General features: G+C 43.3%; 21 protein-coding genes and 1 riboswitch. Of the genes, 17 read left to right on the plus strand and 4 right to left on the minus strand.

Annotation, left to right across the window (positions count from 1 at the left end; translation table 11 throughout):
• Positions 1 to 32 precede the first annotated feature (32 nt).
• The 11 genes from NSQ26_RS13650 to NSQ26_RS13700 all read left to right on the plus strand — a co-directional run bounded on the left by NSQ26_RS13650 (position 33) and on the right by NSQ26_RS13700 (position 12,724).
• Positions 33 to 1,451, plus strand: a complete 1,419-nt coding sequence (locus NSQ26_RS13650; protein ID WP_499718561.1) for a S41 family peptidase — start codon at positions 33 to 35, stop codon at positions 1,449 to 1,451.
• A 154-nt stretch (positions 1,452 to 1,605) separates the two neighbouring features.
• Positions 1,606 to 2,769, plus strand: a complete 1,164-nt coding sequence (locus tag NSQ26_RS13655) for a PDZ domain-containing protein (protein WP_499718562.1) — start codon at positions 1,606 to 1,608, stop codon at positions 2,767 to 2,769.
• 204 nt (positions 2,770 to 2,973) lie between these two features.
• Complete coding sequence (uvrB, locus tag NSQ26_RS13660; protein ID WP_499720080.1) at positions 2,974 to 4,944, plus strand: excinuclease ABC subunit UvrB; 1,971 nt, start codon at positions 2,974 to 2,976, stop codon at positions 4,942 to 4,944.
• Between the two features lie 4 nt (positions 4,945 to 4,948).
• Positions 4,949 to 7,813 (plus strand): excinuclease ABC subunit UvrA, encoded by a 2,865-nt coding sequence (gene uvrA / locus NSQ26_RS13665; protein ID WP_499718563.1) that lies wholly within the window; start codon positions 4,949 to 4,951, stop codon positions 7,811 to 7,813.
• 137 nt (positions 7,814 to 7,950) lie between these two features.
• Positions 7,951 to 9,033: a DUF4097 family beta strand repeat-containing protein gene (locus tag NSQ26_RS13670; RefSeq protein ID WP_499718564.1), complete on the plus strand. Its 1,083-nt coding sequence runs from the start codon at positions 7,951 to 7,953 to the stop codon at positions 9,031 to 9,033.
• Between the two features lie 80 nt (positions 9,034 to 9,113).
• Positions 9,114 to 9,314 (plus strand): PspC domain-containing protein, encoded by a 201-nt coding sequence (locus NSQ26_RS13675; RefSeq protein ID WP_090774818.1) that lies wholly within the window; start codon positions 9,114 to 9,116, stop codon positions 9,312 to 9,314.
• Positions 9,308 to 9,655, plus strand: a complete 348-nt coding sequence (locus tag NSQ26_RS13680; RefSeq protein ID WP_090774819.1) for a phage holin family protein — start codon at positions 9,308 to 9,310, stop codon at positions 9,653 to 9,655. Before NSQ26_RS13675 ends, NSQ26_RS13680 begins: the two co-directional genes overlap by 7 nt.
• Before the next feature lie 171 nt (positions 9,656 to 9,826).
• Positions 9,827 to 10,774: an HPr(Ser) kinase/phosphatase gene (gene hprK, locus NSQ26_RS13685; protein ID WP_090774820.1), complete on the plus strand. Its 948-nt coding sequence runs from the start codon at positions 9,827 to 9,829 to the stop codon at positions 10,772 to 10,774.
• The gene (gene lgt, locus NSQ26_RS13690) at positions 10,755 to 11,570 is read left to right on the plus strand and encodes a prolipoprotein diacylglyceryl transferase (RefSeq protein WP_499718565.1); all 816 of its coding nucleotides are present in this window, start codon (positions 10,755 to 10,757) and stop codon (positions 11,568 to 11,570) included. Before hprK ends, lgt begins: the two co-directional genes overlap by 20 nt.
• A 22-nt stretch (positions 11,571 to 11,592) precedes the next feature.
• A complete protein-coding gene (gene ppaX / locus NSQ26_RS13695; protein WP_499718566.1) occupies positions 11,593 to 12,240 on the plus strand; it encodes a pyrophosphatase PpaX in 648 nt (215 codons plus the stop codon).
• Entirely contained in the window at positions 12,233 to 12,724 is a 492-nt protein-coding gene (locus tag NSQ26_RS13700; protein ID WP_499718567.1) for an acyltransferase, read from the plus strand. Before ppaX ends, NSQ26_RS13700 begins: the two co-directional genes overlap by 8 nt.
• A gap of 44 nt (positions 12,725 to 12,768) precedes the next feature.
• On the opposite strand, the gene NSQ26_RS13705 is transcribed toward NSQ26_RS13700, so the two are convergent.
• Positions 12,769 to 13,401, minus strand: a complete 633-nt coding sequence (locus NSQ26_RS13705) for a hypothetical protein (protein ID WP_499718568.1) — start codon at positions 13,399 to 13,401, stop codon at positions 12,769 to 12,771.
• A 180-nt stretch (positions 13,402 to 13,581) separates the two neighbouring features.
• On the opposite strand from NSQ26_RS13705, the gene NSQ26_RS13710 reads away from it, so the two are divergent.
• Both NSQ26_RS13710 and NSQ26_RS13715 read left to right on the plus strand, forming a co-directional pair.
• The gene (locus tag NSQ26_RS13710) at positions 13,582 to 15,756 is read left to right on the plus strand and encodes a malate synthase G (RefSeq protein ID WP_499718569.1); all 2,175 of its coding nucleotides are present in this window, start codon (positions 13,582 to 13,584) and stop codon (positions 15,754 to 15,756) included.
• A gap of 229 nt (positions 15,757 to 15,985) precedes the next feature.
• Positions 15,986 to 17,413, plus strand: a complete 1,428-nt coding sequence (locus NSQ26_RS13715; RefSeq protein ID WP_499718570.1) for an ApeA N-terminal domain 1-containing protein — start codon at positions 15,986 to 15,988, stop codon at positions 17,411 to 17,413.
• Between the two features lie 50 nt (positions 17,414 to 17,463).
• On the opposite strand, the gene aceA is transcribed toward NSQ26_RS13715, so the two are convergent.
• Complete coding sequence (gene aceA / locus NSQ26_RS13720; RefSeq protein ID WP_499718571.1) at positions 17,464 to 18,750, minus strand: isocitrate lyase; 1,287 nt, start codon at positions 18,748 to 18,750, stop codon at positions 17,464 to 17,466.
• Between the two features lie 260 nt (positions 18,751 to 19,010).
• On the opposite strand from aceA, the gene tnpB reads away from it, so the two are divergent.
• Positions 19,011 to 20,147 (plus strand): IS200/IS605 family element RNA-guided endonuclease TnpB, encoded by a 1,137-nt coding sequence (gene tnpB, locus NSQ26_RS13725; protein WP_499718572.1) that lies wholly within the window; start codon positions 19,011 to 19,013, stop codon positions 20,145 to 20,147.
• A 245-nt stretch (positions 20,148 to 20,392) separates the two neighbouring features.
• Positions 20,393 to 20,494: riboswitch (purine riboswitch) on the plus strand.
• 54 nt (positions 20,495 to 20,548) lie between these two features.
• Positions 20,549 to 21,850, plus strand: a complete 1,302-nt coding sequence (locus tag NSQ26_RS13730; RefSeq protein WP_499718573.1) for an NCS2 family permease — start codon at positions 20,549 to 20,551, stop codon at positions 21,848 to 21,850.
• A 109-nt stretch (positions 21,851 to 21,959) separates the two neighbouring features.
• Here the strand turns inward: NSQ26_RS13730 and NSQ26_RS13735 are convergent, their stop codons facing one another.
• The gene (locus NSQ26_RS13735; protein WP_499718574.1) at positions 21,960 to 22,952 is read right to left on the minus strand and encodes an NAD(P)/FAD-dependent oxidoreductase; all 993 of its coding nucleotides are present in this window, start codon (positions 22,950 to 22,952) and stop codon (positions 21,960 to 21,962) included.
• A 241-nt stretch (positions 22,953 to 23,193) separates the two neighbouring features.
• On the opposite strand from NSQ26_RS13735, the gene NSQ26_RS13740 reads away from it, so the two are divergent.
• Both NSQ26_RS13740 and NSQ26_RS13745 read left to right on the plus strand, forming a co-directional pair.
• The gene (locus NSQ26_RS13740; protein ID WP_499718575.1) at positions 23,194 to 24,402 is read left to right on the plus strand and encodes an NAD(P)/FAD-dependent oxidoreductase; all 1,209 of its coding nucleotides are present in this window, start codon (positions 23,194 to 23,196) and stop codon (positions 24,400 to 24,402) included.
• Positions 24,403 to 24,482: 80 nt separating this feature from the next.
• The gene (locus NSQ26_RS13745; RefSeq protein WP_090774829.1) at positions 24,483 to 24,809 is read left to right on the plus strand and encodes a YuiB family protein; all 327 of its coding nucleotides are present in this window, start codon (positions 24,483 to 24,485) and stop codon (positions 24,807 to 24,809) included.
• A 230-nt stretch (positions 24,810 to 25,039) separates the two neighbouring features.
• On the opposite strand, the gene NSQ26_RS13750 is transcribed toward NSQ26_RS13745, so the two are convergent.
• Entirely contained in the window at positions 25,040 to 25,504 is a 465-nt protein-coding gene (locus tag NSQ26_RS13750) for a divergent PAP2 family protein (RefSeq protein ID WP_090774830.1), read from the minus strand.
• Positions 25,505 to 25,531 lie beyond the last annotated feature (27 nt).

Consider the following 25,531-nt stretch of genomic DNA (forward strand, 5'->3'; position numbering starts at 1 on the left):
TCTTTGAGACGTGCAAATGGGAGTGATGAAGATTGAAATTAAGAAGAATTTTGCTATGTATAGCTGCAGCTGTGCTCATGATAGGTATAGGCACGTTCTTTTTCTCGCAAAACTTTGCGAAACAAGAAAAGAATGATCAAGAAGTTAGTGGGAAGTTGGCGAAGGCCCTCGACACCATTGAACAACATTACGTCGATGATGTCTCGCGTGATCAACTTATTGAGGGAGCCATTGAAGGAATGGTTTCCACATTAGAAGACCCTTTTTCTGATTACATGGACAGCGAGACGTCTAAACAATTTCGCCAATCATTAGAATCCTCTTTTGAAGGAATAGGTGCTGAAATCGGTTTGATAGACGGGGGCGTAACGATTACGAGCCCGCTTCGTGACTCACCTGCGGAAAAAGCAGGATTACGAGCGAATGATCGGATTGTTGAAATTGACGGTGAGTCAATTGAAGGTTGGTCTGTGCACGAGGCGGTATCGAAAATCCGCGGAGAAGGTGGTACATCGGTGACGTTGACGATTCAGCGGAGTGGTACGAGTGACCCTTTTCAAGTTGAGATTACCCGCGATACAATAAAAATCGAGTCTGTACGTGTACAATCATTTGAACGGGATGGGAAAACAATTGCCCGCCTACAGATTACGTCTTTTTCTGAGAATGTCGCGTCACAGTTCGCTGAAGCATTAAGTGAACTAGAGGAAAAAGGATTAGATGGACTCATTATTGATGTCCGCGGCAATCCGGGTGGTTATTTACATGAGACAGAGAAAATCGGCAATTTATTGATCCCAGGTGGCGAACCGATTGTGCAAGTGGAAAAAAAGTCGGGCAACGTGGATGTGAAAACATCGACATTAAAAGAGACAAAGCCTTACCCGATTGTCGGTTTAATTGATGAAAGTAGTGCGTCTGCTTCGGAAATTTTGGCGGCAGCGTTAAAAGAATCCGGTGGTTATGAACTCGTTGGTAACACAACGTTCGGAAAAGGAACGGTGCAAGCACCTATAGAAATGAATGATGGTAGCATGTTAAAAATTACGACATCCCGTTGGCTGACAGCTGGTGGCAATGTCATTGATCATGAAGGTGTGGAACCTACGATTGCCCAAGACCATCCCGATTATTTTTATGCAGCAGCGTTGTCTATTGAAGAACCACTAACGTATGATACGGTTTCGGAACAAACTGCGCATGCACAAAAGATTTTAACTGCACTCGGTTTTGAGACGGGACGTACGGATGGGTATTTTGACAAAAAGACGGTGAAGGCAGTGGAAACTTTTCAACAAGCACATGACTTGACTGTCAATGGAGAGCTGAATAAAGATGTTGCGAGTCGACTGCAAGAAGAAATTTTGACGCACATTCGTGATGATAAAAATGACGTGCAGTTAAACAAAGCAATCGAAGTAGCTGTGAGCAAATTAAAAAGTGACAACTGATTTCAAGTTTCGTTTTGCTCTATTTGTCAACATATGAAGGATTATTGTAGGCTGGTGGCGAAAAGATGTAATGAGTAAAGACAAATCATCTTAGAAATAAAGGTGGGTGTCGCGTCACAATCGCTACGCTCACTGCTAGAAAGTAGGGATGAACATGATACACACAATTCTTTCGATGCTCGCCACCTTTTTTGTTCACCCTTTGTTTTATGTAGGCATACTCTGTTTAGCAATGATTGGGGCAACACGAGTGGCGAAAGAACGGGCATCTTTTCATACACGTGTATATGGAAAGCGTGCTGAGTTTATTCTGACCGTTCTTCCAAGTTTGTTGGCTGGTTTTGCAATCTCAATCTTGACCATTTCTTTCGGGATCACAATGTCGTTACCCTTATTACTCGGTTTGGCGATTGTCCCGATATTGTTTTTTTGCGGACGTGCATTGCAATTACAAACGCCTGCATACACGATGTCCCTTGTGCTTTGTTGCTTTGTCGTGCTCTCATTCTTTTCAGTTCCAAATATGTTCACTACCCAACTGAAAGAAGCAGCATGGCTGCCAAGTTTGTTTCTTTTACAAGCATTGTTGTTATTTGCCCAAAGTATGTTGATTCGACATAATGGTGCGACACTTTCTTCACCGCAATTAAGCTATAGTAAACGAGGGCGGTTGATTGGTACTCATCAAATGAAACGACTGTGGTTGTTGCCAGTTGTTGTTTTCATTCCAGAAGGTTTGCTTCCAGGCTTTGCAATGACATTTGGTGATGTATCCGTGCAGCCAATACTCGTGCCTTTCTTATTAGGTTTCCAAAAAAATACCCATGCATTTTTGCCTACAGTTGCGGCGCGCCGTGAAGCGGTCCCATATTTTATAAGTGCCTGTCTATCGTTGTTAATGGCTATGGGATTGTACATGTATGCTTCACCGTGGTTGGCACTTATCGGCGCGCTATCAATAGGCATCATTCATGCCAGTTCCTCTTACTACGTTTATCGAAAAGAACAGCAACAACCGCCACTATTTACAGAAGAGGAAAAAAGCGTTCGGATTGTTGGCATCTTACCGGGGAGTCCAGCCGCAAAGATGGGGCTTGCGATTGGCGAAGAAATTGTGAATGTCAATGGATGTGTTGTTTTTGACGAGCGGACGTTGTATGGCGCGTTACAAAAAAATCCAGTGTTTTGTAAGTTGAAAATCCGTGATCGAGCGGGAGAGTTACGGCTTGTGCAAGGTGCACTTTATGATGGAGAGCACCATCAAATGGGTGTCTTACTTGTGCGCCGAGACGAGAAGCGGATCGATTCTGTGATTTAATGGGTTGTGATATGTAATGAAAAACAGCTATCTTGTGACGAGGTAGCTGCTTTTCATTGTGTGATGTGATAAAGGTGTTTACGGTATGATTTTGCAAAAGATTGTGTTATAATGAGGAGCGAACGTTTGTTTAGAACAAATTTTCGTCTCATTGAACGAGACCGATGATATTGTAAAAGATGGACAGGGGAGGTTTTCAACGTGTTGGGAAAGACGTTTGAACTTGTTTCAGATTACACACCACAAGGCGATCAGCCAAAAGCAATTGAACAAATGGTTTCCTCGATTCATGCTGGAAACCGACACCAGACGCTGCTTGGAGCAACAGGGACAGGTAAGACGTTTACAATGTCAAATGTCATTGCAGCTGTGAATAAGCCGACTTTAATCATGGCCCATAACAAAACGTTAGCAGGGCAACTTTATAGTGAATTCAAACAGTTTTTTCCGCACAATGCGGTTGAGTATTTTGTAAGTTATTATGACTATTATCAACCAGAGGCATATGTTCCTTCCTCGGATACATTTATTGAAAAAGATGCAAGCATCAATGATGAAATTGATAAGCTGCGCCACTCAGCGACAAGTGCATTATTAGAGCGGCGTGATGTCATTATCATTGCGAGTGTGTCATGTATTTATGGTTTAGGTTCTCCAGAAGACTATCGAGATTTAGTATTATCTGTCCGTGTTGGAATGGAGATTGACCGTAACACTTTATTAAGGAAATTAGTTGACATTCAATATGATCGCAATGACTTAAATTTTCTACGTGGAACGTTTCGCGTACGTGGCGATGTCGTTGAAATCTTCCCGGCTTCTCGGGACGAGCAATGCATCAGGGTCGAATTTTTTGGCGATGAAGTGGAGCGGATTACAGAAGTCGATGCGCTCACAGGTGAAATAAAAGGAGAACGAAAACATGTATCCATTTTCCCAGCTTCTCACTTTGTAACGCGCGAAGAAAAAATGAAAAAAGCGATGGCAAATATTGAGCAAGAGTTAGAGGCGCGTTTACATGTATTGCGCGAAGCGGGAAAGCTATTAGAAGCACAACGGATCGAGCAACGAACGCGTCATGACTTAGAGATGATGGCGGAAATGGGTTTTTGTTCGGGTATTGAAAATTATTCGCGTCATTTGACATTACGTGAGGCAGGTGCGACACCTTATACATTGCTCGACTATTTCCCGAAAGACTTCTTACTCATTGTTGACGAGTCCCATGTAACGTTGCCGCAAGTCCGCGGGATGTTTAATGGTGACCAAGCGCGGAAAAATGTGCTCGTTGAGCATGGTTTTCGCTTGCCGTCTGCGCTTGATAATCGTCCGCTTCGATTTGAAGAGTTTGAGGAGAAAGTCAATCAAGCAGCGTATGTGTCAGCCACACCAGGTCCGTATGAATTAGACAAAACGCCAGAGATGATTGAACAAATCATTCGACCAACAGGTTTGCTTGATCCAACCATAGATGTGCGACCGACGAAAGGTCAGTTAGATGACTTATTAGGTGAGATCCATGCACGCATTGAAAAGAATGAGCGTGTGCTCGTGACGACGCTCACGAAGAAAATGGCAGAAGAGTTAACGGATTATTTGAAAGAACTTGGTATTAAAGTGAGGTATTTGCACTCGGAAATAAAAACGTTAGAACGGCTTGATATCATTCGTCAATTGCGACTCGGTACGTTCGATGTGCTTGTCGGGATTAATTTGCTCAGAGAAGGACTTGATATGCCTGAGGTGTCGCTCGTGACGATATTAGATGCAGATAAAGAAGGTTTCTTACGTTCAGAACGGTCGTTGATTCAAATTATTGGTAGAGCCGCGAGGAATGCACATGGGCATGTCATTATGTATGCAGATAAACAGACAGACTCAATGGAGGTCGCTATCCGTGAAACAGAACGGCGACGTGAGAAACAAGCGGCGTTTAATGAGGCACATGGGTTAACGCCAAAAACGATTCAAAAACGTGTACCAGATGTCATTCAAGCGACATATGTAGCAGAAGATGCACCGGAATATCGTGAGAAGAAAAAAATGACGACAAAAGAACGGCAAACGACTATTGCCCAGCTTGAAAAAGAAATGAAGCAAGCAGCAAAAGAATTGCAATTTGAGCGGGCAGCACAATTGCGTGACTTGTTGCTAGAACTAAAGGTGGAGGGTTGATACGGTGGCACAAGAAAGAATATATGTGAAAGGTGCACGCTCTAATAACTTAAAAAATATTGATGTTGTGATTCCAAGAGATAAGCTTGTCGTCTTGACTGGATTATCTGGCTCTGGAAAGTCTTCGCTTGCGTTTGACACCATTTATGCTGAAGGACAGCGGCGGTATGTGGAATCATTGTCGGCATATGCACGCCAGTTTTTAGGACAGATGGATAAGCCAGATGTGGACGCAATTGAAGGGTTATCTCCAGCTATTTCTATCGACCAAAAGACAACGAGTCGCAATCCACGTTCAACGGTCGGCACGGTAACAGAAATTCATGATTATTTACGTTTGCTTTATGCGAGAGTGGGTCGTCCAGTTTGCCCTCGTCATGGGCAGGAAATTAAGGCGCAAACCATTCAGCAAATGGTTGATCGCATTGAGGCCTTTCCTGAGCGGACGAAGCTACAAATTCTTGCACCGATTGTCACAGGCCGAAAAGGCACGCACGTGAAAACGTTAGAGCAGTTGAAGAAAGATGGCTACGTCAGGGTGCGTATTGATGGTGACATGCATCAGTTAGATGAGGAAATCGTGCTGGAAAAAAATAAAAAGCATACGATTGAAGTTGTGATTGATCGGATTGTCGTCAAAGATGGGGTGCAGCCTCGCCTGGCAGACTCCTTGGAAACCGCACTCTCTTTAGCGGAAGGACGGGTGTTGGTTGATATTATTGATGGTGAAGAATTATTGTTTAGTCAACACCATGCGTGCCCGGAGTGCGGTTTTTCGATTCCAGAGCTTGCGCCGCGGATGTTTTCTTTTAATAGTCCATACGGGGCGTGCACGTCTTGCGATGGATTAGGTATGAAAATGGAAGTAGACCGCGACTTGGTTGTACTCGATCCTACGAGGTCATTACGCGAACATGCACTGCTACCGTGGGAACCAGTGAGTTCGACTTACTACCCACAATTATTACAAGCGGTCTGTGAGCACTTCGACATTGATATGGACGTACCATTTGCATCTCTTTCAACGTCGCAACAAAACATTTTGTTAGAAGGGGCTGGCACTGAGAAAATCCCTTTTCACTATGAAAATGAAATCGGTCATGTACGTAAACATGCGATCGTATTTGAAGGGGTGCTCGCAAATGTAGCCCGGCGTTTCCGAGAGACAAGCTCTGATTATGTTCGTGACCAAATGGCGTCCTATATGACAGAAAAAGCTTGTCCGGCTTGTAAAGGATACCGACTAAAGAAAGAGTCACTGTCTGTTTTTGTAGGAGGAAAACATATTGGTGAAGTGAGTGAGCTGTCGTGCACAGAAGCGGCTGCGTTTATGGCGCAACTTCAATTGACCGAAAAAGAGAGGGCGATTGCCCGATTGGTTGTCAAAGAGATTGAAGATCGGCTCGGTTTTTTAATCAATGTTGGTCTCAATTATTTGTCACTTGCTCGCGCAGCAGGCACGTTATCAGGTGGTGAGGCGCAGCGGATTCGTTTAGCGACGCAAATTGGTTCTTCACTTATGGGTGTATTATATATTTTAGATGAACCATCCATTGGTTTGCATCAACGCGACAATGACCGTCTCATCGAAACATTGAAGCATATGCGTGATTTAGGGAATACATTGATTGTTGTTGAACATGACGAAGACACGATGCTCGCTGCAGACTATATTATTGATATCGGTCCTGGAGCAGGTATACATGGTGGGGTTGTGACAGCAGAAGGGACACCGGAAGAATTAATGGCAAACCCCGATTCGTTAACAGGAAACTATTTGTCTGGGGAAAAATTTATTCCTGTTCCAACGACGCGGCGCCCAGTGACAGAACGGTCATTCACAGTGAAACGAGCGGAGGCACATAACTTGAAGAAAGTCGATGTGACGTTCCCTCTTGGATTGTTTGTTGCGGTGACAGGTGTCTCTGGTTCTGGTAAAAGTACACTTGTCAATGAAATTGTCCATAAAGCATTGGCGCAAAAATTACACCGAGCAAAAGAAAAACCAGGAAAGCACGCTGAGATCGTTGGAATGGAAGAGATTGACAAGATTATCGACATTGACCAGTCACCAATCGGTCGAACGCCGCGTTCGAACCCAGCTACGTATACAAGCGTATTTGATGATATTCGCCATGTGTTTGCGATGACGAATGAAGCAAAGGTAAGGGGATACCAAAAAGGACGTTTTAGCTTCAATGTCAAAGGTGGTCGCTGTGAAGCTTGTCGTGGTGATGGCATCATTAAAATTGAGATGCACTTTTTACCAGATGTGTATGTACCATGCGAAGTGTGCCACGGCAAACGGTACAATCGGGAAACATTGGAAGTGAAATATAAAGGGAAAACAATTGCTGATGTGTTAGAGATGACTGTAGAAGAAGGCGTCAACTTCTTCAGTAGCATCCCGAAAATTAAACGGAAAATCGAGACGTTACTTGATGTTGGTTTAGGTTACATTCGCTTAGGTCAGCCGGCCACAACGTTATCTGGTGGTGAAGCGCAACGAGTGAAGTTGGCATCACAGTTGCACAAACGAGCAACAGGACGGACGTTATATATTTTAGATGAACCGACGACAGGATTACATGTGGATGATATTGATCGTTTGTTAAAAGTGTTACAGCGTATTGTTGATAATGGCGATACAGTCCTTGTCATTGAGCATAATTTGGATGTCATTAAAACGGTTGACTATGTGATTGACCTTGGTCCAGAAGGTGGTGACGGTGGCGGTATGCTTGTTGCTTCCGGCACACCTGAGGTAGTGGCAGAGGTCGAAGCTTCATATACAGGGAAATATTTAAAGCCAGTGCTCGAACGTGATCAAGCACGCACCGTTTCTGCCAGTCATATTTCTACTGAGTAAAAAAATCATCAAAAGATGAAACATGAGGGCAAGTATTTTCGTATACATTGGTAGAGGCTAGCATCGAGGCGACTGCTTTTGTTTCGTACTGCATACTTCTAAAATATCGATGATAGAAGAAGTGGGAGGAGATCGACATGGAAGAGCGGATGATGATTTTAAAGATGATTGAGGACGGAAAGATTACGGCGGAGGAAGGCACGCGATTGCTTGAAGCCATTGGACAGGATCAAACGGCTGATTCACAAAAAGGTGAGCCAGGAAAGGTGACGCCTGTAAAAGAGCGGTCAAAAATTTTTAGTGACAACTCAGACGAAACCCCTTTATCAAAAATAGGAAACTTTTTTGAAGCCGCAATCCAAAAAGTACGTGATGGTGACCTCGATTTTAATTTTGGTCATGTTGTAGCGTTTGACCATACATTTTTGCATGATGAAATAACACCGGCGTCTTTATCTGTGGCGTTAGAAAACGGTTCTGTGCAAGTCGAAACTTCTGACGACCCAGGCATACGACTCGATTGTGAAGTCAAAGCTTATCGTGTAAAAGATGAAGAAGAAGCGCGCGAACTCTTTTTAAGAGAATCGATCTTTTCCGTATCGGAAGAAGCATTCACATTTAAAACGAAATCTAAATCATTTAAAGTACGGGCCGTGTTACACGTCCCTAAAAACAAGTATCAAGATGTTTCTTTTTACACTTTTAATGGGACGTTACAAGCAGCATCACTTCATGCCAATACATTCCAGGCGAAGACAACGAATGGTGCGATTAAACTGTCACAGTTAACGGCTGAGAAAGCATCAATGGAAACAATGAACGGTAGTGTGACGAGTGAAGCAAGCGAGGTAAAATTACTTGAAGCGAAAACGTTAAATGGTTCAGTAAAAGTGACAGGTTTGATAGAAGATGCGGATATCGAAACGGGTAACGGAACGATTGACTACACCGTAGCAAAAGCTGCTGAACTTGGGTATGTCGACTTGAAAACTGCGACAGGTAGTGTGAAATTGCGTGTGGCGCCTGAAGTACGATTTGAAGCGAAACTTAAATCAAATGTTGGCTCGATCCATAATCGTTTAGCAAATAGCGAAGTCATGGAAGAACGTAAAGAACTTGCACAACGATTTATGCATATTGTATCGAATGCAAGTGAGGAAAAACGCGTCCGTGTCCGGGCAACTGCAAATACTGGATCCATCACTGTAGAAGATGAGTGAAAGAGCATAGTGTGTGCGGAAGTCGGAAAATATATTTCCCGACTTCCACATATGTAAGTGTAAGAAAGGAGAGGTTGAATATGGGAAAAAGGTTGACACGTTCACGAGATAGCCGCATGATTGCGGGGGTTTGTGGCGGACTGGCGAATTATTTTCGACTGGACCCGACGCTTGTCCGCTTAGGTATGGTGGCGCTTGTACTCTTTTCAGTCGGATCGCTTGTTTTGTTTTATTTGATTGCCGCCTTGATCATTCCAAAGGAAGACTATGAAGAATGGTAAAACTGCTCATACGTTTCTGTTTAAATGTGCTCATTTTGTTTTTGTTGGGACAGTTTCTTGAAGGTTTTTATTTAGCGAATATTGGTGCGGCGGTGTTGGCGAGTATTGTTTTAACGGTATTGAATTGGACAGTGAGGCCGGTCTTAGCTTTTTTTGCTTGGCCAGTGACATTGCTGACACTCGGTTTGTTCTCCTTTGTTATTAGTGCGGTGACATTGTTGCTTGCTGCTTTTCTAATGGGAGACTTGTTTATCATTTCAAGCTTTTGGGTCGCGCTCTTATGTGCAGTCATTTTAGCGATTGTACAGGCGTTAGTTATTCGACCGTTAACAAAAAAATAAATGTTTTAAGCCAGAGATCGGTCTATCGTGCCGATTTCTGGCATTTTTGTGTGGACAAGTTTTTTACGTGTTTCGTTGTGAATCGTGCTACAATAAGTGTAAGCGAATGGATATTGTGGCAGAGGGAAGTCTTGTAAGAACGGTTGTATTTGTAGAAAGGGTGGCAAGTGGATGTCGAAAGTAACGGCCAATGATTTAATTGAACGGTTTGAATGGGAACTACTCGCTGGAGAGGAAGGCATTTATCGTCCAATTACAACGAGTGATATTTCTCGCCCGGGTATTGAAATGGCGGGTTTCTTTACATATTATCCAGCAAAGCGCCTGCAGTTAATTGGACGCACAGAGTGGTCTTTTTTTCAATCGTTGTCAGACCAAGAAAAAAAAGCACGGATGACGAAGCTATGTACATATGACACACCAGGCATTATTTTATCGCGTGGTTTAGAGGCGCCGAAACAGTTACTTGAAGCGGCAGAAAAGCGTGGGGTGCCGGTACTTCGGTCTCAATCAACGACAACACAATTAAGTAGTCGTCTAACAAATTTTTTAGAAAGTGCGCTTGCGCCGGTGACGGCTGTGCACGGTGTGCTTGTTGATATTTATGGGATTGGTGTCCTCATTACGGGTGGGAGTGGCGTCGGAAAAAGTGAAACGGCGCTTGACCTTGTGAGACGGGGGCACCGGCTTGTTGCAGACGATTCTGTTGAAATTCGCCAACATAATGAAGATACGCTCGTTGGTTCCCCACCACCGCTGTTGCAACACTTACTTGAAATTCGTGGGCTCGGCATTATCAATGTTATGACATTATTCGGAGCCGGTGCGGTTCGCTTACATAAACGCATTAGTTTATGTATTGATTTAGAAATATGGGAGCAAGGAAAAGCGTATGACCGATTGGGCTTAGAAGAAGAGAAAAAGAAAATTTTTGACACAGAAATTACGAAAATGACAGTGCCAGTACGTCCAGGGCGAAATTTAGCAGTCATTATCGAGGTGGCTGCGATGAATTTCCGTTTGAAGCGGCTTGGTTTTAATGCAGCACAAGATTTTTCTGAACGATTGTCACAAGTCATTGAAAAAGGAGATGAGGATCATGATAGAGGAACAAATTGAACCACTTGACCGGGTGTTTATCCAACTTGGTCCTGTCGCGATTTATTGGTATGCCGTGCTCATTATGCTTGGTGTCATTGTTGGGTATTGGATGGCGAAAAGAGAGTCAGTAAAGCGGGGGCTTCCAAAAGATACCTTTGCGGATTTACTTGTTTGGGCATTACCAATTTCAATTATTTCCGCACGTGCGTATTACGTTATTTTCCGCTGGGAACAGTTTGCTGACAATCCAGTGAGTGTGTTTTACTTGCGAGAAGGCGGGATTGCGATCCATGGGGCAATCATTGGTGCGGTGTTGACGACGATGATATTTGCTAAAAAACGGGGACTGCCATTCTGGAAAATTCTTGATGTCGCGGCGCCAAGTTTATTGATCGGACAAGCAATTGGACGTTGGGGAAATTTTATGAACCAAGAAGTGTACGGGGGACCGGTTGCACGATCATTTTTAGAAGGGTTATGGTTACCGGATTGGTTAATCAACCAAATGTATATTCACGGCACATACTATCATCCGACATTTTTATATGAATCGTTATGGAACTTGGTCGGTGTGGCATTTATTTTATGGTTACGTCGCGTGAATTTACGGCAAGGTGAGCTATTTTTCACGTATGTCATTTGGTATTCAATCGGCCGCTTTTTTATCGAGGGCATACGGGAGGATTACCTCTTAATCGGAGAAACGTTGAAAACTGCACAGTTCATGTCTGTGGTGCTTATTATTTGTGCACTCGTGTTATGGATTTACCGTCGTGTACGCGTTGTGCCACCACGTTACCAGGAAAATGATTGATAAATAGAGAGGATGTATAGTTGTGACGATGGATACATTGTTATTTGATCTAGACGGCACATTGATTGACACGAACGAGTTGATCATTCAGTCGTTTTTGCATACATTAGAGTCGGAATACCCGGGTGTGTATACGCGAGAATCGGTACTTTCGTTCATTGGTCCGCCGTTGTATGAGACGTTTTTAACTATTGATCGTGAAAAAGCGGATGCATTGGTTGCGCGTTACCGCGCCCATAATCACGCATTGCATGACGAACTTGTCGGTGATTATCCTGGAGTATATGAAGGGTTAAAGAAACTGCATGAACAAGGTTATAAAATGGCGATTGTCACAACAAAAATACGGAAGACGGCATTAATGGGATTGCAGTTAAAAGGGATGTTACCGTTTTTTGATGTTGTTGTCGGCTTAGACGATGTGACGCATGCGAAGCCACACCCAGAACCTATCGAATTAGCGCTGGAAAAACTTGGTGCGAGCAAAGAGCGAGCGATCATGGTGGGCGATAATTCACATGACATCGAAGCTGGCCACCGGGCTGGGGTGAAAACGGCAGCTGTCGGTTGGGCAATAAAAGGCGAGGCGTATTTGCGTTCGTTTGAACCGACGTATGTGTTAAAAACAATGGACGATTTACTAGAGATCGTCGGAGCAAACCGTGAGTAGAAAAACAACGCGCTATCCGGTGGAGAAGACCAACAGTCTTTGGCAGCTTTACCGGACGGTGTCTTTTTGGAAAGTGGCGAAAGTGTTTATGGTGACCCAAGTTGCAAGGTTTATGCCTTCTTTTCGTTTAAAAAATTGGCTATATCGGACGTTTTTACGAATGGAAATTGGTGAAACGACAGCGATTGCGTTGATGGTCATGATGGATGTGATGTTTCCTGAGCGAATTAAAATTGGCCGCAACACAATTGTCGGTTATAATACGACCATCTTGGCACATGAGTATTTGATTGCTGAGTACAGGCTTGGAGATGTGGTCATCGGCGATGAGGTCATGATTGGTGCAAATTGTACCATTTTACCGGGTGTGACAATCGGGGATGGGGCAATTGTTGCAGCGGGCACAGTTGTTCATAAAGATGTAGCAGCAAACACGTTTGTGGCAGGGAATCCAATGCAAGTGGTGAAGGACGCGCGAGAATAACAGGAGGGACAAGACGATCATGCGTCTTGTCCCTTTTTTCAATGCTAAAATGAAATGGTCACATCAATACTGTCACCGATAGATGTCATATTTTCGTCTTTTGGATCTTCTACGAGGATACGGATGGACGTAACTTCGCTTGGATTAGATGACTTGAGCAAATAGCGCAGTGAGCCATCTTTTTTCACAGCGCCGATAAATTCCGCGTCAATGTGGTCGCTAGCAAGCATATCAGTTTCTAATTGTTCGCCCGTATCGGTTGTAATCTTTGCTTGACTAATGAAAAATTGGATCGTTTCTTCAGAGGTATTTTCTGTTTCAACGTCAATTTGGATCACACCGGTCGGTTCAAAATCATACATGTCTGCCATTTCTTCAGGCCATTCCAAAACTTCACTGACAGTCACTTGCGAGAAGTTCAGTTTTACCGGTCCAGTTTCAACCGCATCTGTTGTGTCATTACGTGCAAGCAGGCGAATGGTACCGTCCTCATTTGTGTCACCGACTTGTTGTTCCCATTTGTCAGCGGTTTCTTTCGTTGCATCTTTACTTTCGGATTTTTCCTCTTGCTTGTTTTCTTCTGGCTCTGCGTCGGTTGGCTTGTCTCCACCACAAGCTGCAAGTGTAAGTGTACTTGCAATGCTTATTGAGAGTAAAGTGAGTACATGTTTTTTCATTGCGGCAAAGCCTCCTTAAACAGGTTGTTTAAATTATAACTGAAAGCAGGTGGAAAAGAAAGGGTTTTCGTAAGATTGTATAACACCTATTGCCCGATTCAATCTGTTATATTACAATAAGAAAGAGTGCGATGATAGTTTTGTAGTCTTTGTAGTGATAAGATGAAGGGAGAGGAAGAAATGGCAGCTTATCAACAAGTAGGTCATTTACAGATTAATCCAGCGTTGTACGAATTTTTAGAGCGAGAAGTATTACCGGAATCGGGTGTGGAACCTGCTCATTTTTGGAAGGAATTATCGGCAATCATTGCGGACTTCACCCCACTAAACGAAAATTTGTTAGTAGAAAGAGATGCAATGCAAAGAAAAATTGATGACTGGCACGAGCAACATGAGGTGACGGAAAAGGAAGATTACAAGCGATATTTACAAAAAATTGGCTATTTGGAGCCGGCAGTTGCCCCTTTTCAAATCGGGACGAAAAATGTAGACGAAGAGATTGCCATGCTTGCGGGACCGCAATTGGTCGTGCCCATTGACAATGCCCGCTTTGCCATCAATGCTGCGAATGCGCGTTGGGGCAGTTTATACGATGCGCTATATGGCACTGATGTCATTGCGGAGGAAGAAGGCACAGCCCGGACAGGTGTTTACAATGTAAACCGCGGGGAAAAGGTCATCGCATATGCGAAGAAGTTTTTAGACGATACGTTCCCTTTATGTGAGCGTTCGCACACCGATGTCGTCTCTTACGAAATTTCCGACCAATCATTGGTGATGACTTTCGCAGATGGAAAGAAAACGACATTAAAAGATTCGTTGCAATGGCGTGGCTTCCAAGGAGATTCTGCTTCTCCAACGGCGATTTTATTGCAACACAACGGTCTACATGTAGAAATACAAATAGATCGCACGGCAACGATTGGCAGAAATGACCGAGCAGGGGTGCAAGATATATATATCGAGTCGGCATTAACGACGATCATGGATTGTGAAGACTCGGTCGCAGCCGTCGATGCGGCAGACAAAGTCGAGGTATATCGCAACTGGCTCGGTTTACTTAAGGGTACGCTTGCTGCAACATTTACAAAGAATGGGAAAGAAATGACGAGAACATTAAATGAAGACCGCACGTATAAAGGCGTTGATGGACAGACGCTTACGCTTTCCGGTCGCGCGCTCATGCTCATTCGTCACGTGGGGCATTTAATGAAGACAGACGCAGTGCTAGACAGGGACGGGCAATCAATTCCTGAAGGGATATTAGACGCAGTCGTCACTAGCTTAATCGCTAAACATGATGTGAGGTCTCGTTACAATTCTAAAAAAGGCTCTATGTATGTCGTGAAACCGAAAATGCATGGCTCAAAAGAAGTCGCGTTTACGAACACGCTGTTTAATCGAGTAGAGGATATGCTTGACTTGCCCCGGTATACGCTAAAAGTTGGCGTGATGGATGAAGAACGCCGCACGACATTGAATTTACAAGCGTGTATTCGGGAAGTGAAAGACCGGATCGTTTTTATTAATACAGGCTTCCTTGACCGTACCGGCGATGAGATTCATACCTCACTTGTTGCAGGGCCAATGCGACGCAAGCAAGAAATGAAGCAGGCGCCGTGGTTATTACAATACGAACAGGCGAATGTACAAGCTGGCTTACAAACTGGTTTCCAAGGAAAAGCGCAAATTGGAAAAGGGATGTGGGCGATGCCTGATTTAATGGCAGAAATGATTGTGCAAAAAGGCGCACAACTACGCGCTGGCGCATCCACGGCGTGGGTGCCATCACCGACAGCAGCGACGTTACATGTGCTCCATTATCATGAGATTGACATGCGTGATGTGCAGCAAAAGATGATTGCTGCTGGTATTGATGCAGCCAATGATCAATTGCTAGAGATACCAATCGTTACTACACCGGCATGGACAGATGAGGAGATTCAAGCAGAGATTGATAACAATGTTCAAAGTATCCTCGGTTATGTCGTGCGGTGGATTGATCAAGGCATTGGCTGTTCCAAAGTGCCTGACTTGCATCAAGTCGCATTAATGGAAGACCGCGCGACGCTGCGCATTTCAAGCCAACATTTAGCGAACTGGTTATATCACCGTATTTGCACGCGCGAACAAGTCATGGCTTCATTAAAGAAAATGGCTGTAGTTGTTGACAAACAAAACGAAGGAGATCCCGTGTATGAGCCAATGAGTGCGGATTTCGGGCAGTCGATTGCTTTTCAAGCAGCGTGCGATTTAATCTTTAAAGGACGCGAGCAACCGAATGGTTATACGGAGCCAATTTTACATGAACGGCGACGGCAAGCGAAAGCGAGGCAGTTTGTGAAGGCGAAGTAGTGTGGTGAAAATAATAATGCTCTCTATAAAATGGTCATCTACTCTATGGGGAGCATTATTTATAATACCGATGAAAAAATAATTAATGCACGGAAGAAGAGTTCTTGGAGGAAAAAATCTCTTACAGTTATGAAATATGCACTTTAATCTTGTATTCCTTGGTTCCTCGAAATTTGGGCAACCTTTCTGTTGCCCAAGATTATCCTTATAATGTTTTTGGGGGTTAGTCATGAGTAAAGTTGATGGCATTTTTTATGGGAAGTGGACTGTATCTACAGATGATAATGATTTTGTACTGAATGGTTATTTAGAAATGAAGAACGAGAGAAAAAAGCATGAACTTACTTTATACAGTGATGAGTATGTGAAAATTAAGGACAAAGCTGAGTTGATATTTTGTAAGACAATGGATGGAGTTGCATTTACACTATACAAATGTATCCTGTGTAGGTCTTCATCAAGTTCAATTATACATCGGAAAACAAATTATATTTATAGAGTACACTCACATTATATGTTCGTGAATGCTTTATTTACAAGTGTCGAAGAAATTAGGTTTAAGGAAGCAACTTTTTCAGTAACTAACCTGGACAAATGGGCGCATCAAGATAGCATTGATATAAAGTTTAATAGAGAGGCAAAAACTTCTAATGATGCATTACATACAATTACTACTAAACAATTAGAGAGTGTAGTTCATGAAAATGAGCAGTTTAAATTACAAATACTTTACACTGTTTCACCTGATTATGGACATAAATCGGGAAAAGAGTTAAAAGTATCAGCGAATAAGCAGTTTCATTTAATCTTTAGGAGAGAGGTAGACATAAATACTGTTCATAGAATTATAAATAAAGTGATGAACTTTATGACATTCTGTACTAGCATAAGCTCTTATATTGAGTATATAAATGTCTTTCCATATTCACAAAAAGCAGATCCAATTAATTTAATTGCTCACGTGTATGGATATGCTATTGATTTTTGTAGAAACGGAACTGATAAAGAAAATGAGATGCTCTTATATTCATATTTGAAGTTGGAGGATATAAAAGAAAGCTTTGATAAATGTATGCGCAACTGGTTTGAGAAGTATGATTTGTTATCTCCAGTTATTGATCTATATATGACTACTAAATATCATCGAACCTCAAGAGAGCGCTTCTTTTTGAATGTGGTTCAAGCGGCAGAGGCATATCATCGATTAATGAGACCTCAAAAATCCAGAATTCCTCAAAGTGAGTTTAACCAAAAAAGGGACGAGATACTTGCGTCGATACCTGAGGCACATCGTCCGTGGCTTAAAGAAAAATTACATTTTGCGAATGAAATGACTTTACATGAGAGGTTAAATGATTTATTTACAATCGATGTTGACCTCGATCATCCTGAAGGGCCAAGGTATTACCACCTTTTTCGCCCTTTAAATACAGATAAACAACGACTAATAAGGGATATCAAGAATACTCGTAATTACAATACCCATTTTCCTAGAGCTCTGAAGAAAAAAGCAAAGAAAGGCGAAGAGTTGAGCCAATTGATTGATATATTAATTGTAGTCCTAGAATATCATCTTATGACAGAAATTCAGGTTGATAAACAGAAAGTTTTGGATATCTGTTGGGAAAGGTGGTGTAGGATCGATCATATTGACTAATCTAAAGAACCCGGTAGGAAAATTCCTCACCGGGTCTTGTTGTATGTCACTCACACCTCCGTAAACTGCTCCGTCTCTGTCGAACCGCTCATCGCTGTTGTCGAAGACTTTCCACCGGACACTACATCTACAACTTTATCAAAGTAACCAGTACCGACTTCGCGCTGGTGGCGTGTCGCTGTATAACCATTCACTTCATTATCAAACTCTGCTTGTTGTAACTCTGAGTAAGCACCCATGCCGCGTTTGTTGTAACCGCGTGCGAGTTCAAACATGCTGTGGTTGAGGGCGTGGAAGCCAGCGAGTGTCACAAACTGGAATTTATATCCCATCGCACCGAGCTTTTCTTGGAATGTTTCGATCTCAGCATCACTTAATTTTGCTTTCCAGTTGAATGAAGGCGAGCAGTTATAAGCAAGCAGCTTGCCTGGGAATTTTGCATGGATTGCATCAGCAAATGCTTGTGCTTCTTCCAAGTTCGGTTCAGATGTTTCACACCAAATAAGGTCGGCGTATGGGGCGTAAGCAAGGCCGCGGGCAATCGCTTGGTCAAGCCCAGCATTTGTCCGGAAAAACCCTTCTTCCGTCCGTTCGCCGCTCGCGATAAACGGATGATCAGCTGGATCAACATCGCTTGTGAGAAGATCAGCAGCGTTTGCATCGGTCCGGGCGATTAAGATCGTCGGAACACCTAAAACGTCGGCGGCTAAGCGGGCAGAAATTAAGTTTTGCACAGCGGTGCGCGTTGGAATTAATACTTTTCCGCCTAAGTGACCACATTTTTTCTCAGAAGCAAGCTGGTCTTCAAAGTGCACGCCAGCTGCTCCAGCTTCAATCATCCCTTTCATCAACTCAAAGACATTCAACTTCCCACCAAACCCAGCTTCTGCGTCAGCGACAATTGGTGCAAACCAATGATGGTCCGTATTTCCCTCGGCATGTTCGATTTGATCGGCGCGCTGTAACGCTTGATTAATGCGTTTGACGACGTGCGGGACGCTGTTGGCTGGATACAAACTTTGGTCAGGGTACATGTTGCCGGATAAATTGGCATCGGCGGCAACTTGCCAACCACTCAAATAAATCGCTTTCAACCCAGCCTTGACTTGTTGGACCGCTTGGTTACCAGTCAATGCACCGAGCGCACGGACAAATGGATCTTCATGCATTAACTTCCATAAACGGTCTGCACCTAATTGTGCTAATGTGTACTCGATTTTAACGGAGCCGCGTAGTGCGAGCACATCTTTTGCTGAGTACGGGCGCTCAATGCCTTTCCAACGGGCATCATTTGCCCAAAATGCTTCTAAAGTTGTGGCTGCTACTGTGTTTGTCATTCATCATCTCTCCCTTGAGCATCTGTTATAATACAAAATTATATTTATAACTCTATACTATTACAGTATAAATGAATGGTCAATCATTTTTTTAACATTCCCCGGCAGAAGACTCCCACTTCAAGCCTGAAAAGGTAAGTGGGAGATGAATGTCGGTCAGGCGTTAGCCTGAAAGTCATGTTCGTTTCCGGTTGCGAACTTATGTTCTGTGTTGTATCATCATAGTATAAGATGATTTGAGACAGGAATGAGGTGAGAGGGTGAAGTTCGTGCATAAAGCCTATAAGTTTCGAATGTATCCCAACCAGAAGCAAAAAATCCTCATTGGCAAAACCATCGGATGTAGTCGTTTTGTGTTCAACCATTTTTTAGGTCAATGGAACAACACATACAAACAAACAGGCAAAGGGTTGACTTATAAATCTTGTTCTGCTGAATTACCGAAGTTGAAGAAGGAATTAGTATGGCTAAAAGAAGTGGACAGCATTGCCCTGCAATCGACTTTGAAAAACCTTGCTGATTCGTTCACCCGATTCTTCAAAAAGCAAGCAAATGCACCGCGTTTCAAGTCTAAAAAGAATCGGGTACAATCGTACACAACAAAGGAAACAAACGGGAATATTGCGATTGCAGGCAACAAAATCAAGTTGCCTAAACTGGGTCTCGTCCGCTTTGCGAAAAGCCGAGAAGTGAAAGGTCGTATCTTAAATGCTACGGTGCGAAGAAATCCCAGTGGCAAGTATTTTGTATCCTTTCTCGCAGAAGTAGAAGTGCAGCCACTACAAAAAACAGGCGCTTCTGTTGGTGTTGACTTGGGTATCACGGATTTTGCTATTCTTTCTGACGGACGCAAGGTTGACAACAACAAGTTCACAGCAAAAATGGAACAGAAATTGAAGCGTGAACAACGGAAGCTGTCAAGACGTGCCTTAAATGCGAAGAAGAACGGTATCGATCTTTTTGAAGCGAAGAATGTTCAAAAGCAAAAACAAAAAGTAGCACGCTTACACGAACGCGTATCGAACCAACGCGATGACTTTCTAAATAAGCTGAGTACAGATATCATCAAAAACCACGATTGTATCTGTATCGAAGACTTAAATACGAAAGGCATGTTGCGTAACCGTAAATTAGCGAAAAGCATCTCCGATGTGTCGTGGTCTAGCTTTGTGACAAAATTAACATACAAAGCGAAGTGGTATGGTAGAGAAGTCATCAAAGTAGATCGGTGGTATCCATCTAGTCAGACCTGTTCTATTTGCGGTCATAAAGGCGGCAAGAAGTCACTTGACGTTCGAGTGTGGACTTGCCAGATGTGTCACACGCACCATGATCGCGATATCAATGCGAGCGTAAACATTCTAACAGAAGGACTACGCTTACAGGCTTTAGGATGACTACGGAATGAGGAACCGTAGGGACTACGGGGATAGCTTGGTAAAGAAGAGCAACCGCTGTTAGTAAAGACATACGCAACAAGTACGCTTTGTTCCCAAGAATCTCCTTCTTCAAGCGTCCCGTAGGACGGTAAGGAGGGGTAGTTCAATCATGTTGTATAAAGGCGAATAATGACGGTTATCCACAAAACAATGTTCGTTTTTTATTGACCACGCAGGAAACACTTGTTATACTGAGAAAAATGAAGAAAATTGTGTTTCATGGTCGTATAATCGCAGGGATAAGGCCTGCAAGTTTCTACCGAGCTACCGTAAATGGCTTGACTACGACATGATGATGGTTCGTCATGTCTGCCTCAAGTGTTTATCGCTTGAGGTTTATTTCATTTTGGGAGGCAGAGATGGTGCGTTTTTTTAAATTAGAAGAGAATGGTACAAGTGTACGGAGAGAGGTTATGGCCGGTTTCACAACATTTCTCGCGATGGCCTATATTTTATTCGTTAATCCAGAAATTTTAGGGGCGGCCGGAATGGACGTGGGTGCTGTATTTGTTGCGACTGCACTTGCAGCTTGCGTCGGATCGCTTATTATGGGGTTACTCGCTAATTATCCGATCGCGCTTGCGCCAGGAATGGGTTTGAATGCATTCTTTGCTTATACAGCCGTGATTGGAATGGGCTTATCGTGGCAAGCGGCCTTGTTTGCGGTGTTTGTTTCAGGTGTTATTTTCATAGCTATTACATTGTTTAAAATCCGGGAAAAAATTATTGATGCGATTCCAGAAGAGCTAAAGTATGCCGCTGGAGCGGGAATTGGATTATTTATTGCGTTTATTGGTTTTAAAAATGCAGGTGTCATTGTGAGCAATGAGAGTACATTTGTCGCATTAGGGAATTTAAGTGAGCCAGGGGCACTATTGTCGTTGTTTGGGATTGTCGTGACGATCATCTTGGTTGTCCGTGGCGTTCGTGGTGCTGTTTTTTATGGGTTGGCGCTCACCGCGGTCGTCGGCGTTGTGACAGGCTTTACCTCATTTGCTGGCGTTATTTCAACACCACCAAGTTTAGCACCGACATTTTTGGCTGCATTTGCGGTTGATTGGCAGGCCGAAGTATTCACATTACAAATGGTCGGGGTTGTCTTAACGTTATTGTTTGTCGTCTTCTTTGATACGGCCGGAACATTGTTTGCTGTCGCGACGCAAGCCGGATTTGTGAAAAATAATCGCTTGCCGCGCGCCGGTCGGGCATTATTTGCCGATGCGAGTGCGACAACGATTGGTTCATTGTTTGGTACGTCGACGACAACGGCGTACGTTGAATCGTCATCGGGTGTTGCTGTTGGGGGACGTACTGGTTTGACAGCGATTGTCGCGGGTTTATTGTTTTTGGTCGCGTTGTTTTTCTCACCGTTGTTAAGTGTCATCACCGCCGAAGTCACTGCACCTGCCTTAATTATCGTTGGTGTGATGATGGCGACATCACTACGGTTTATTGACTGGGGGAAGATGGAAGTTGCCATTCTGGTTTTCTTTACAGTTGTGACAATGCCACTCACGTATAGCATTGCTACAGGGATTGCCTTAGGCTTTGTATTGTACCCCTTAACGATGGTTGTGAAAGGACGCGGGCGCGAATTGCATCCGCTTATGTATGTGTTGTCTGTTGTGTTTATTGTGTATTTAGGTTTCTTACATCATTAATGTCATCAAGTCTGTTTCAATATCGAGAGTGCCGTTGAGGTTAGATAGTAAATAATTCATTGATACAAATAAGAAAACCAGCAGCGTGTCGCTACTGGTTTTTTCTTCCTTAAAAAAGACTGGTTGAATGCCCTGGGAACACGCGCGCTTTTGGGTCAATAAATACTTTGGCGTTATTCACAGCAGTCGGTGCCTCACCAAAACCGGTTGCAATCAACTTTACTTTGCCATCGTAAGTTGTCACATCTCCTGCGGCGTACACACCTGGAATGTTCGTTTCCATTTTAGAGTTGACGACAATCGCATTTTTGTGAATGTCTAAGCCCCATTCTTTGATTGGTCCAAGGCTTGAAACAAAGCCGAAGTTGACGACGACGTCATCGACAGCGAGCGTTTTCGTTTGTTCACCTTTCACTTCTTGGAAAGTGATTTCTTTTACGCCATGTTCATCGCCGTGCAATGCCGTCGTTTCATATGGTGTTAAAAGGTTCACAGATGACTTTTTCAGTAGTTCGACACTATGCTCGTGAGCGCGGAATTCATGACGGCGGTGAACGAGTGTCACTTCTTTTGCAATCGGCTCGAGCATGAGTGCCCAGTCAACTGCAGAATCCCCGCCACCCACAACAACGACACGTTTACCAGTAAATACAGATAAATCGCGAATAAAGTAATGAATATTTTTATCTTCATAGAGGTCTGCGTCGGCGACTTTTAACTTACGCGGTGCAAAAGCACCTGCACCGGCGGTGATCAACACGGCTTTTGTTTTGTGAACCGCTTTATTTGTTGTGAGCGTAAATGAACCATCTTCTTCACGGTGTAAGTGCTGAACCGCTTCCTCGAGAGCAAGTGTTGGATTGAATTGCTGTGCTTGCTTTGCCAGTTGATCAATTAAGTCTTGTGCTTTCACTTTTGGAAAACCAGCGACATCATAAATATATTTATCTGGATAGAGAGCGGACAGCTGCCCACCTAATTGCGGCATACTTTCAATGACTTGTACGTTCATTTGTCGCATTCCGGCGTAAAATGTGGCGAAAAGCCCAGCAGGACCGCCACCGATAATGGTTAAATCGAATGTTTCGTTCGTCTTGTGCAAAACCGTTGCACCTCCATTTTGAAATGAGATCCTTTCTCATTATACATGACCTGTCCAGCTTCGAAAAGGAAAGGCGATGATTTCCTTAGAAAATAAAGAAAAAGAGGTTGAATTTCATTCAAAAAACAACTATCATTAGAGTGTTGAAGATGGTGACGATTTCTTGAAGAAAAACGTGAAATAGATCACAAAGAAATTGATATGCTACCATGGACGAATGAATATTAAAAAGATGGAAGTGATGAGCGTGAAGAAGGCAAGAATTGTTATCCTTGGAGCTGGTTATGCGGGGATGAATACGGCAGTAACCCTTTCAAAGAAACTTGGCGCGAACGATGCGTCTATTACACTCGTGAACAAACACGATTATCATTATCAAACGACGTGGCTACATGAGCCAGCAGCTGGGACGATGGAGCCTGAAGCAGCACGTGTGACAATTTCAACTGTGTTAAATACGAATCGGGTTCATTTTATTCAGGACGAAGTTGTTGAAATTAAGCGTGAAGAGAAGAAAGTTTTACTTAAAGATGGTGAAGTGCCTTATGATTACCTCGTTGTGTCACTTGGTGCGGTTTCGGAAACATTTGGCGTTCCTGGTGTGCACGAACATGCATTTACGAAATGGACATTAAATGGTGCCCGTCAAGTAAAAGGGCATATCGAAAAACAATTTGCAAGCTATCACAATGGCGAGGATCAGCACGAAGGGCGGTTGACGTTTGTCGTTGCAGGTGCCGGCTTTACAGGCATGGAGTTTATTGGCGAGTTGTCAGAGCGTGTACCTGAACTATGCAAAAAGTATGATGTCCCACGCGAAGCAGTCCGTCTATACGTAGTTGAGGCAGCGCCAATGGCCCTACCTGGTTTTGATCCTGAATTGGTCGAATATGGGATGAATGTGCTTGAAAGTCGCGGTGTCGAGTTTAAAATTAATACACCAATCAAAGAAGTGACCGAGACAGGTGTCAAAATTGGTGAAGGGGAAGAAATTAAGGCAGAAACGATTGTATGGGCAACAGGCGTACGTGGGAATCCAGTCATTGAAAAGTCTGGTTTTGAAGCAAATCGTGGACGTGTCAAAGTTGAACCAGATTTACGCGCACCAGGTCATGATGATGTTTTCATTATCGGGGACTGTGCTTTGATCATTAATGAAGAAGCGAATCGTCCATACCCACCGACTGCACAAATTGCGATGCAAATGGCAAAGACATGTGCACATAATGTGATGACACTTGTTGGTGGCGGTAGCAACCTTGCAACGTTTAAACCGGATATTAAAGGAACCGTTGCTTCTCTTGGTGGAAAAGAAGCGATCGGTGTGGTCGGCTCGAAGAAATTGTATGGTGGCACAGCGAGTTTCATGAAAAAAATGATTGATAATCGGGCATTGCTGATGCTGGGTGGCCCCTTGCTCGCGCTAAAAAAAGGGAAATTCCCGTTGTAATAAGTAACGATGTACGAAAGCGCCTCGCCTTGACGTGCGAGGTGCTTTTTTCGTACACTAGCGATGTGGAGGGATGATAGATGGAGCAGGTACATATTTTGCAGTTGCTTGTATCGGTGCTATTGTTTTTTATTTTGTTTGCTGGTATTGGTTTTTTGTTAAACATGATTTTACGTTTGACTTGGATTATGGCATTTTTGTATCCAATTGTGATTTTATTGATTGTGAATAAATCTCCCTATATGTTGTATGTAAAAGAGCCTGGGAACGCGTTTTCACAACTTTTCTCTAGTTTTGCATCACTACATGTAGCTGATATTATTGTGTTAATAAGTGGTTTGTTTGGTACCATTGCAGCTGGAATCATTATGAAGCTGTTACGTAAGGCAGGATACCAAATGTTTTAATGAGTGAGACCTGCATAAACACTTCCTTACAGGAAAGGATGTAAGGAAGGAGTGTGAGCCTAATGAGAAAATGGTTGTTACGTTTGTTTATGTGTGCGTTATGTTTATCTGCGTTGTTGTCAACCATTTACGTATTTACGAATTTGACCTTGGGTCACTTTTAAATGCAAGTGGAAATGCCCTTTCTCTTATGATGATTGTGCGTAAGAGAAAGGGCATTTTTTTAATATCTAAACAACCATGTTGAATACAATTGCAATGAGGATCCCAAGTAATGCGCCGAAAAAGACTTCAATCGGTTGATGTCCAAGTAGTTCCTTCAGCTTTTGCTCATTTTCCTTTTTCTGCCATGTTTTAACTTCTTCTACAAGCTTGTTAAAGTCTTTTAGTAACTGATTCAAAACTGTTGCGTGATAACCAGCGTGGCGCCTGACACCCGTTGCATCAAACATGACAATGATCCCTAATACGGCGGAAACAGCAAACAACGAAGAATCAAGCCCTTGCTCGAGTGCAATGCTTGTCGAAAGCGCTGTAACCGCTGCTGAATGTGAACTAGGCATGCCGCCAGTACTTGTAAATAAGGACCAATCGACTTTTTGTGTCGCAAAAAAAGTGAGCGGTATTTTTAGGAATTGAGCGATAAGCATGGCGAGAAAAGCAGATAAAAGGGGAAAGTTGTACAAAATATCCATAAAAAGATGCTCCTTTCTATGTTGCAA

The organism is Bacillus sp. FSL W7-1360, from assembly GCF_038592975.1.
Taxonomy (GTDB): Bacteria; Bacillota; Bacilli; order Bacillales; family Bacillaceae_D; genus Shouchella; species Shouchella lonarensis.

Coding starts and splice junctions, on each gene's coding strand:
- hprK (WP_090774820.1), top strand. CDS start 9,827: ATGTCGAAAGTAACGGCCAATGATTTAATTGAACGGTTTGAATGGGAA.
- lgt (WP_499718565.1), top strand. CDS start 10,755: ATGATAGAGGAACAAATTGAACCACTTGACCGGGTGTTTATCCAACTT.
- NSQ26_RS13745 (WP_090774829.1), top strand. CDS start 24,483: ATGGAGCAGGTACATATTTTGCAGTTGCTTGTATCGGTGCTATTGTTT.
- NSQ26_RS13740 (WP_499718575.1), top strand. CDS start 23,194: ATGAGCGTGAAGAAGGCAAGAATTGTTATCCTTGGAGCTGGTTATGCG.
- NSQ26_RS13680 (WP_090774819.1), top strand. CDS start 9,308: ATGGTAAAACTGCTCATACGTTTCTGTTTAAATGTGCTCATTTTGTTT.
- NSQ26_RS13705 (WP_499718568.1), bottom strand. CDS start 13,401: ATGAAAAAACATGTACTCACTTTACTCTCAATAAGCATTGCAAGTACA.
- NSQ26_RS13670 (WP_499718564.1), top strand. CDS start 7,951: ATGGAAGAGCGGATGATGATTTTAAAGATGATTGAGGACGGAAAGATT.
- aceA (WP_499718571.1), bottom strand. CDS start 18,750: ATGACAAACACAGTAGCAGCCACAACTTTAGAAGCATTTTGGGCAAAT.
- NSQ26_RS13730 (WP_499718573.1), top strand. CDS start 20,549: ATGGTGCGTTTTTTTAAATTAGAAGAGAATGGTACAAGTGTACGGAGA.
- NSQ26_RS13750 (WP_090774830.1), bottom strand. CDS start 25,504: ATGGATATTTTGTACAACTTTCCCCTTTTATCTGCTTTTCTCGCCATG.
- NSQ26_RS13715 (WP_499718570.1), top strand. CDS start 15,986: ATGAGTAAAGTTGATGGCATTTTTTATGGGAAGTGGACTGTATCTACA.
- NSQ26_RS13675 (WP_090774818.1), top strand. CDS start 9,114: ATGGGAAAAAGGTTGACACGTTCACGAGATAGCCGCATGATTGCGGGG.
- NSQ26_RS13655 (WP_499718562.1), top strand. CDS start 1,606: ATGATACACACAATTCTTTCGATGCTCGCCACCTTTTTTGTTCACCCT.
- NSQ26_RS13710 (WP_499718569.1), top strand. CDS start 13,582: ATGGCAGCTTATCAACAAGTAGGTCATTTACAGATTAATCCAGCGTTG.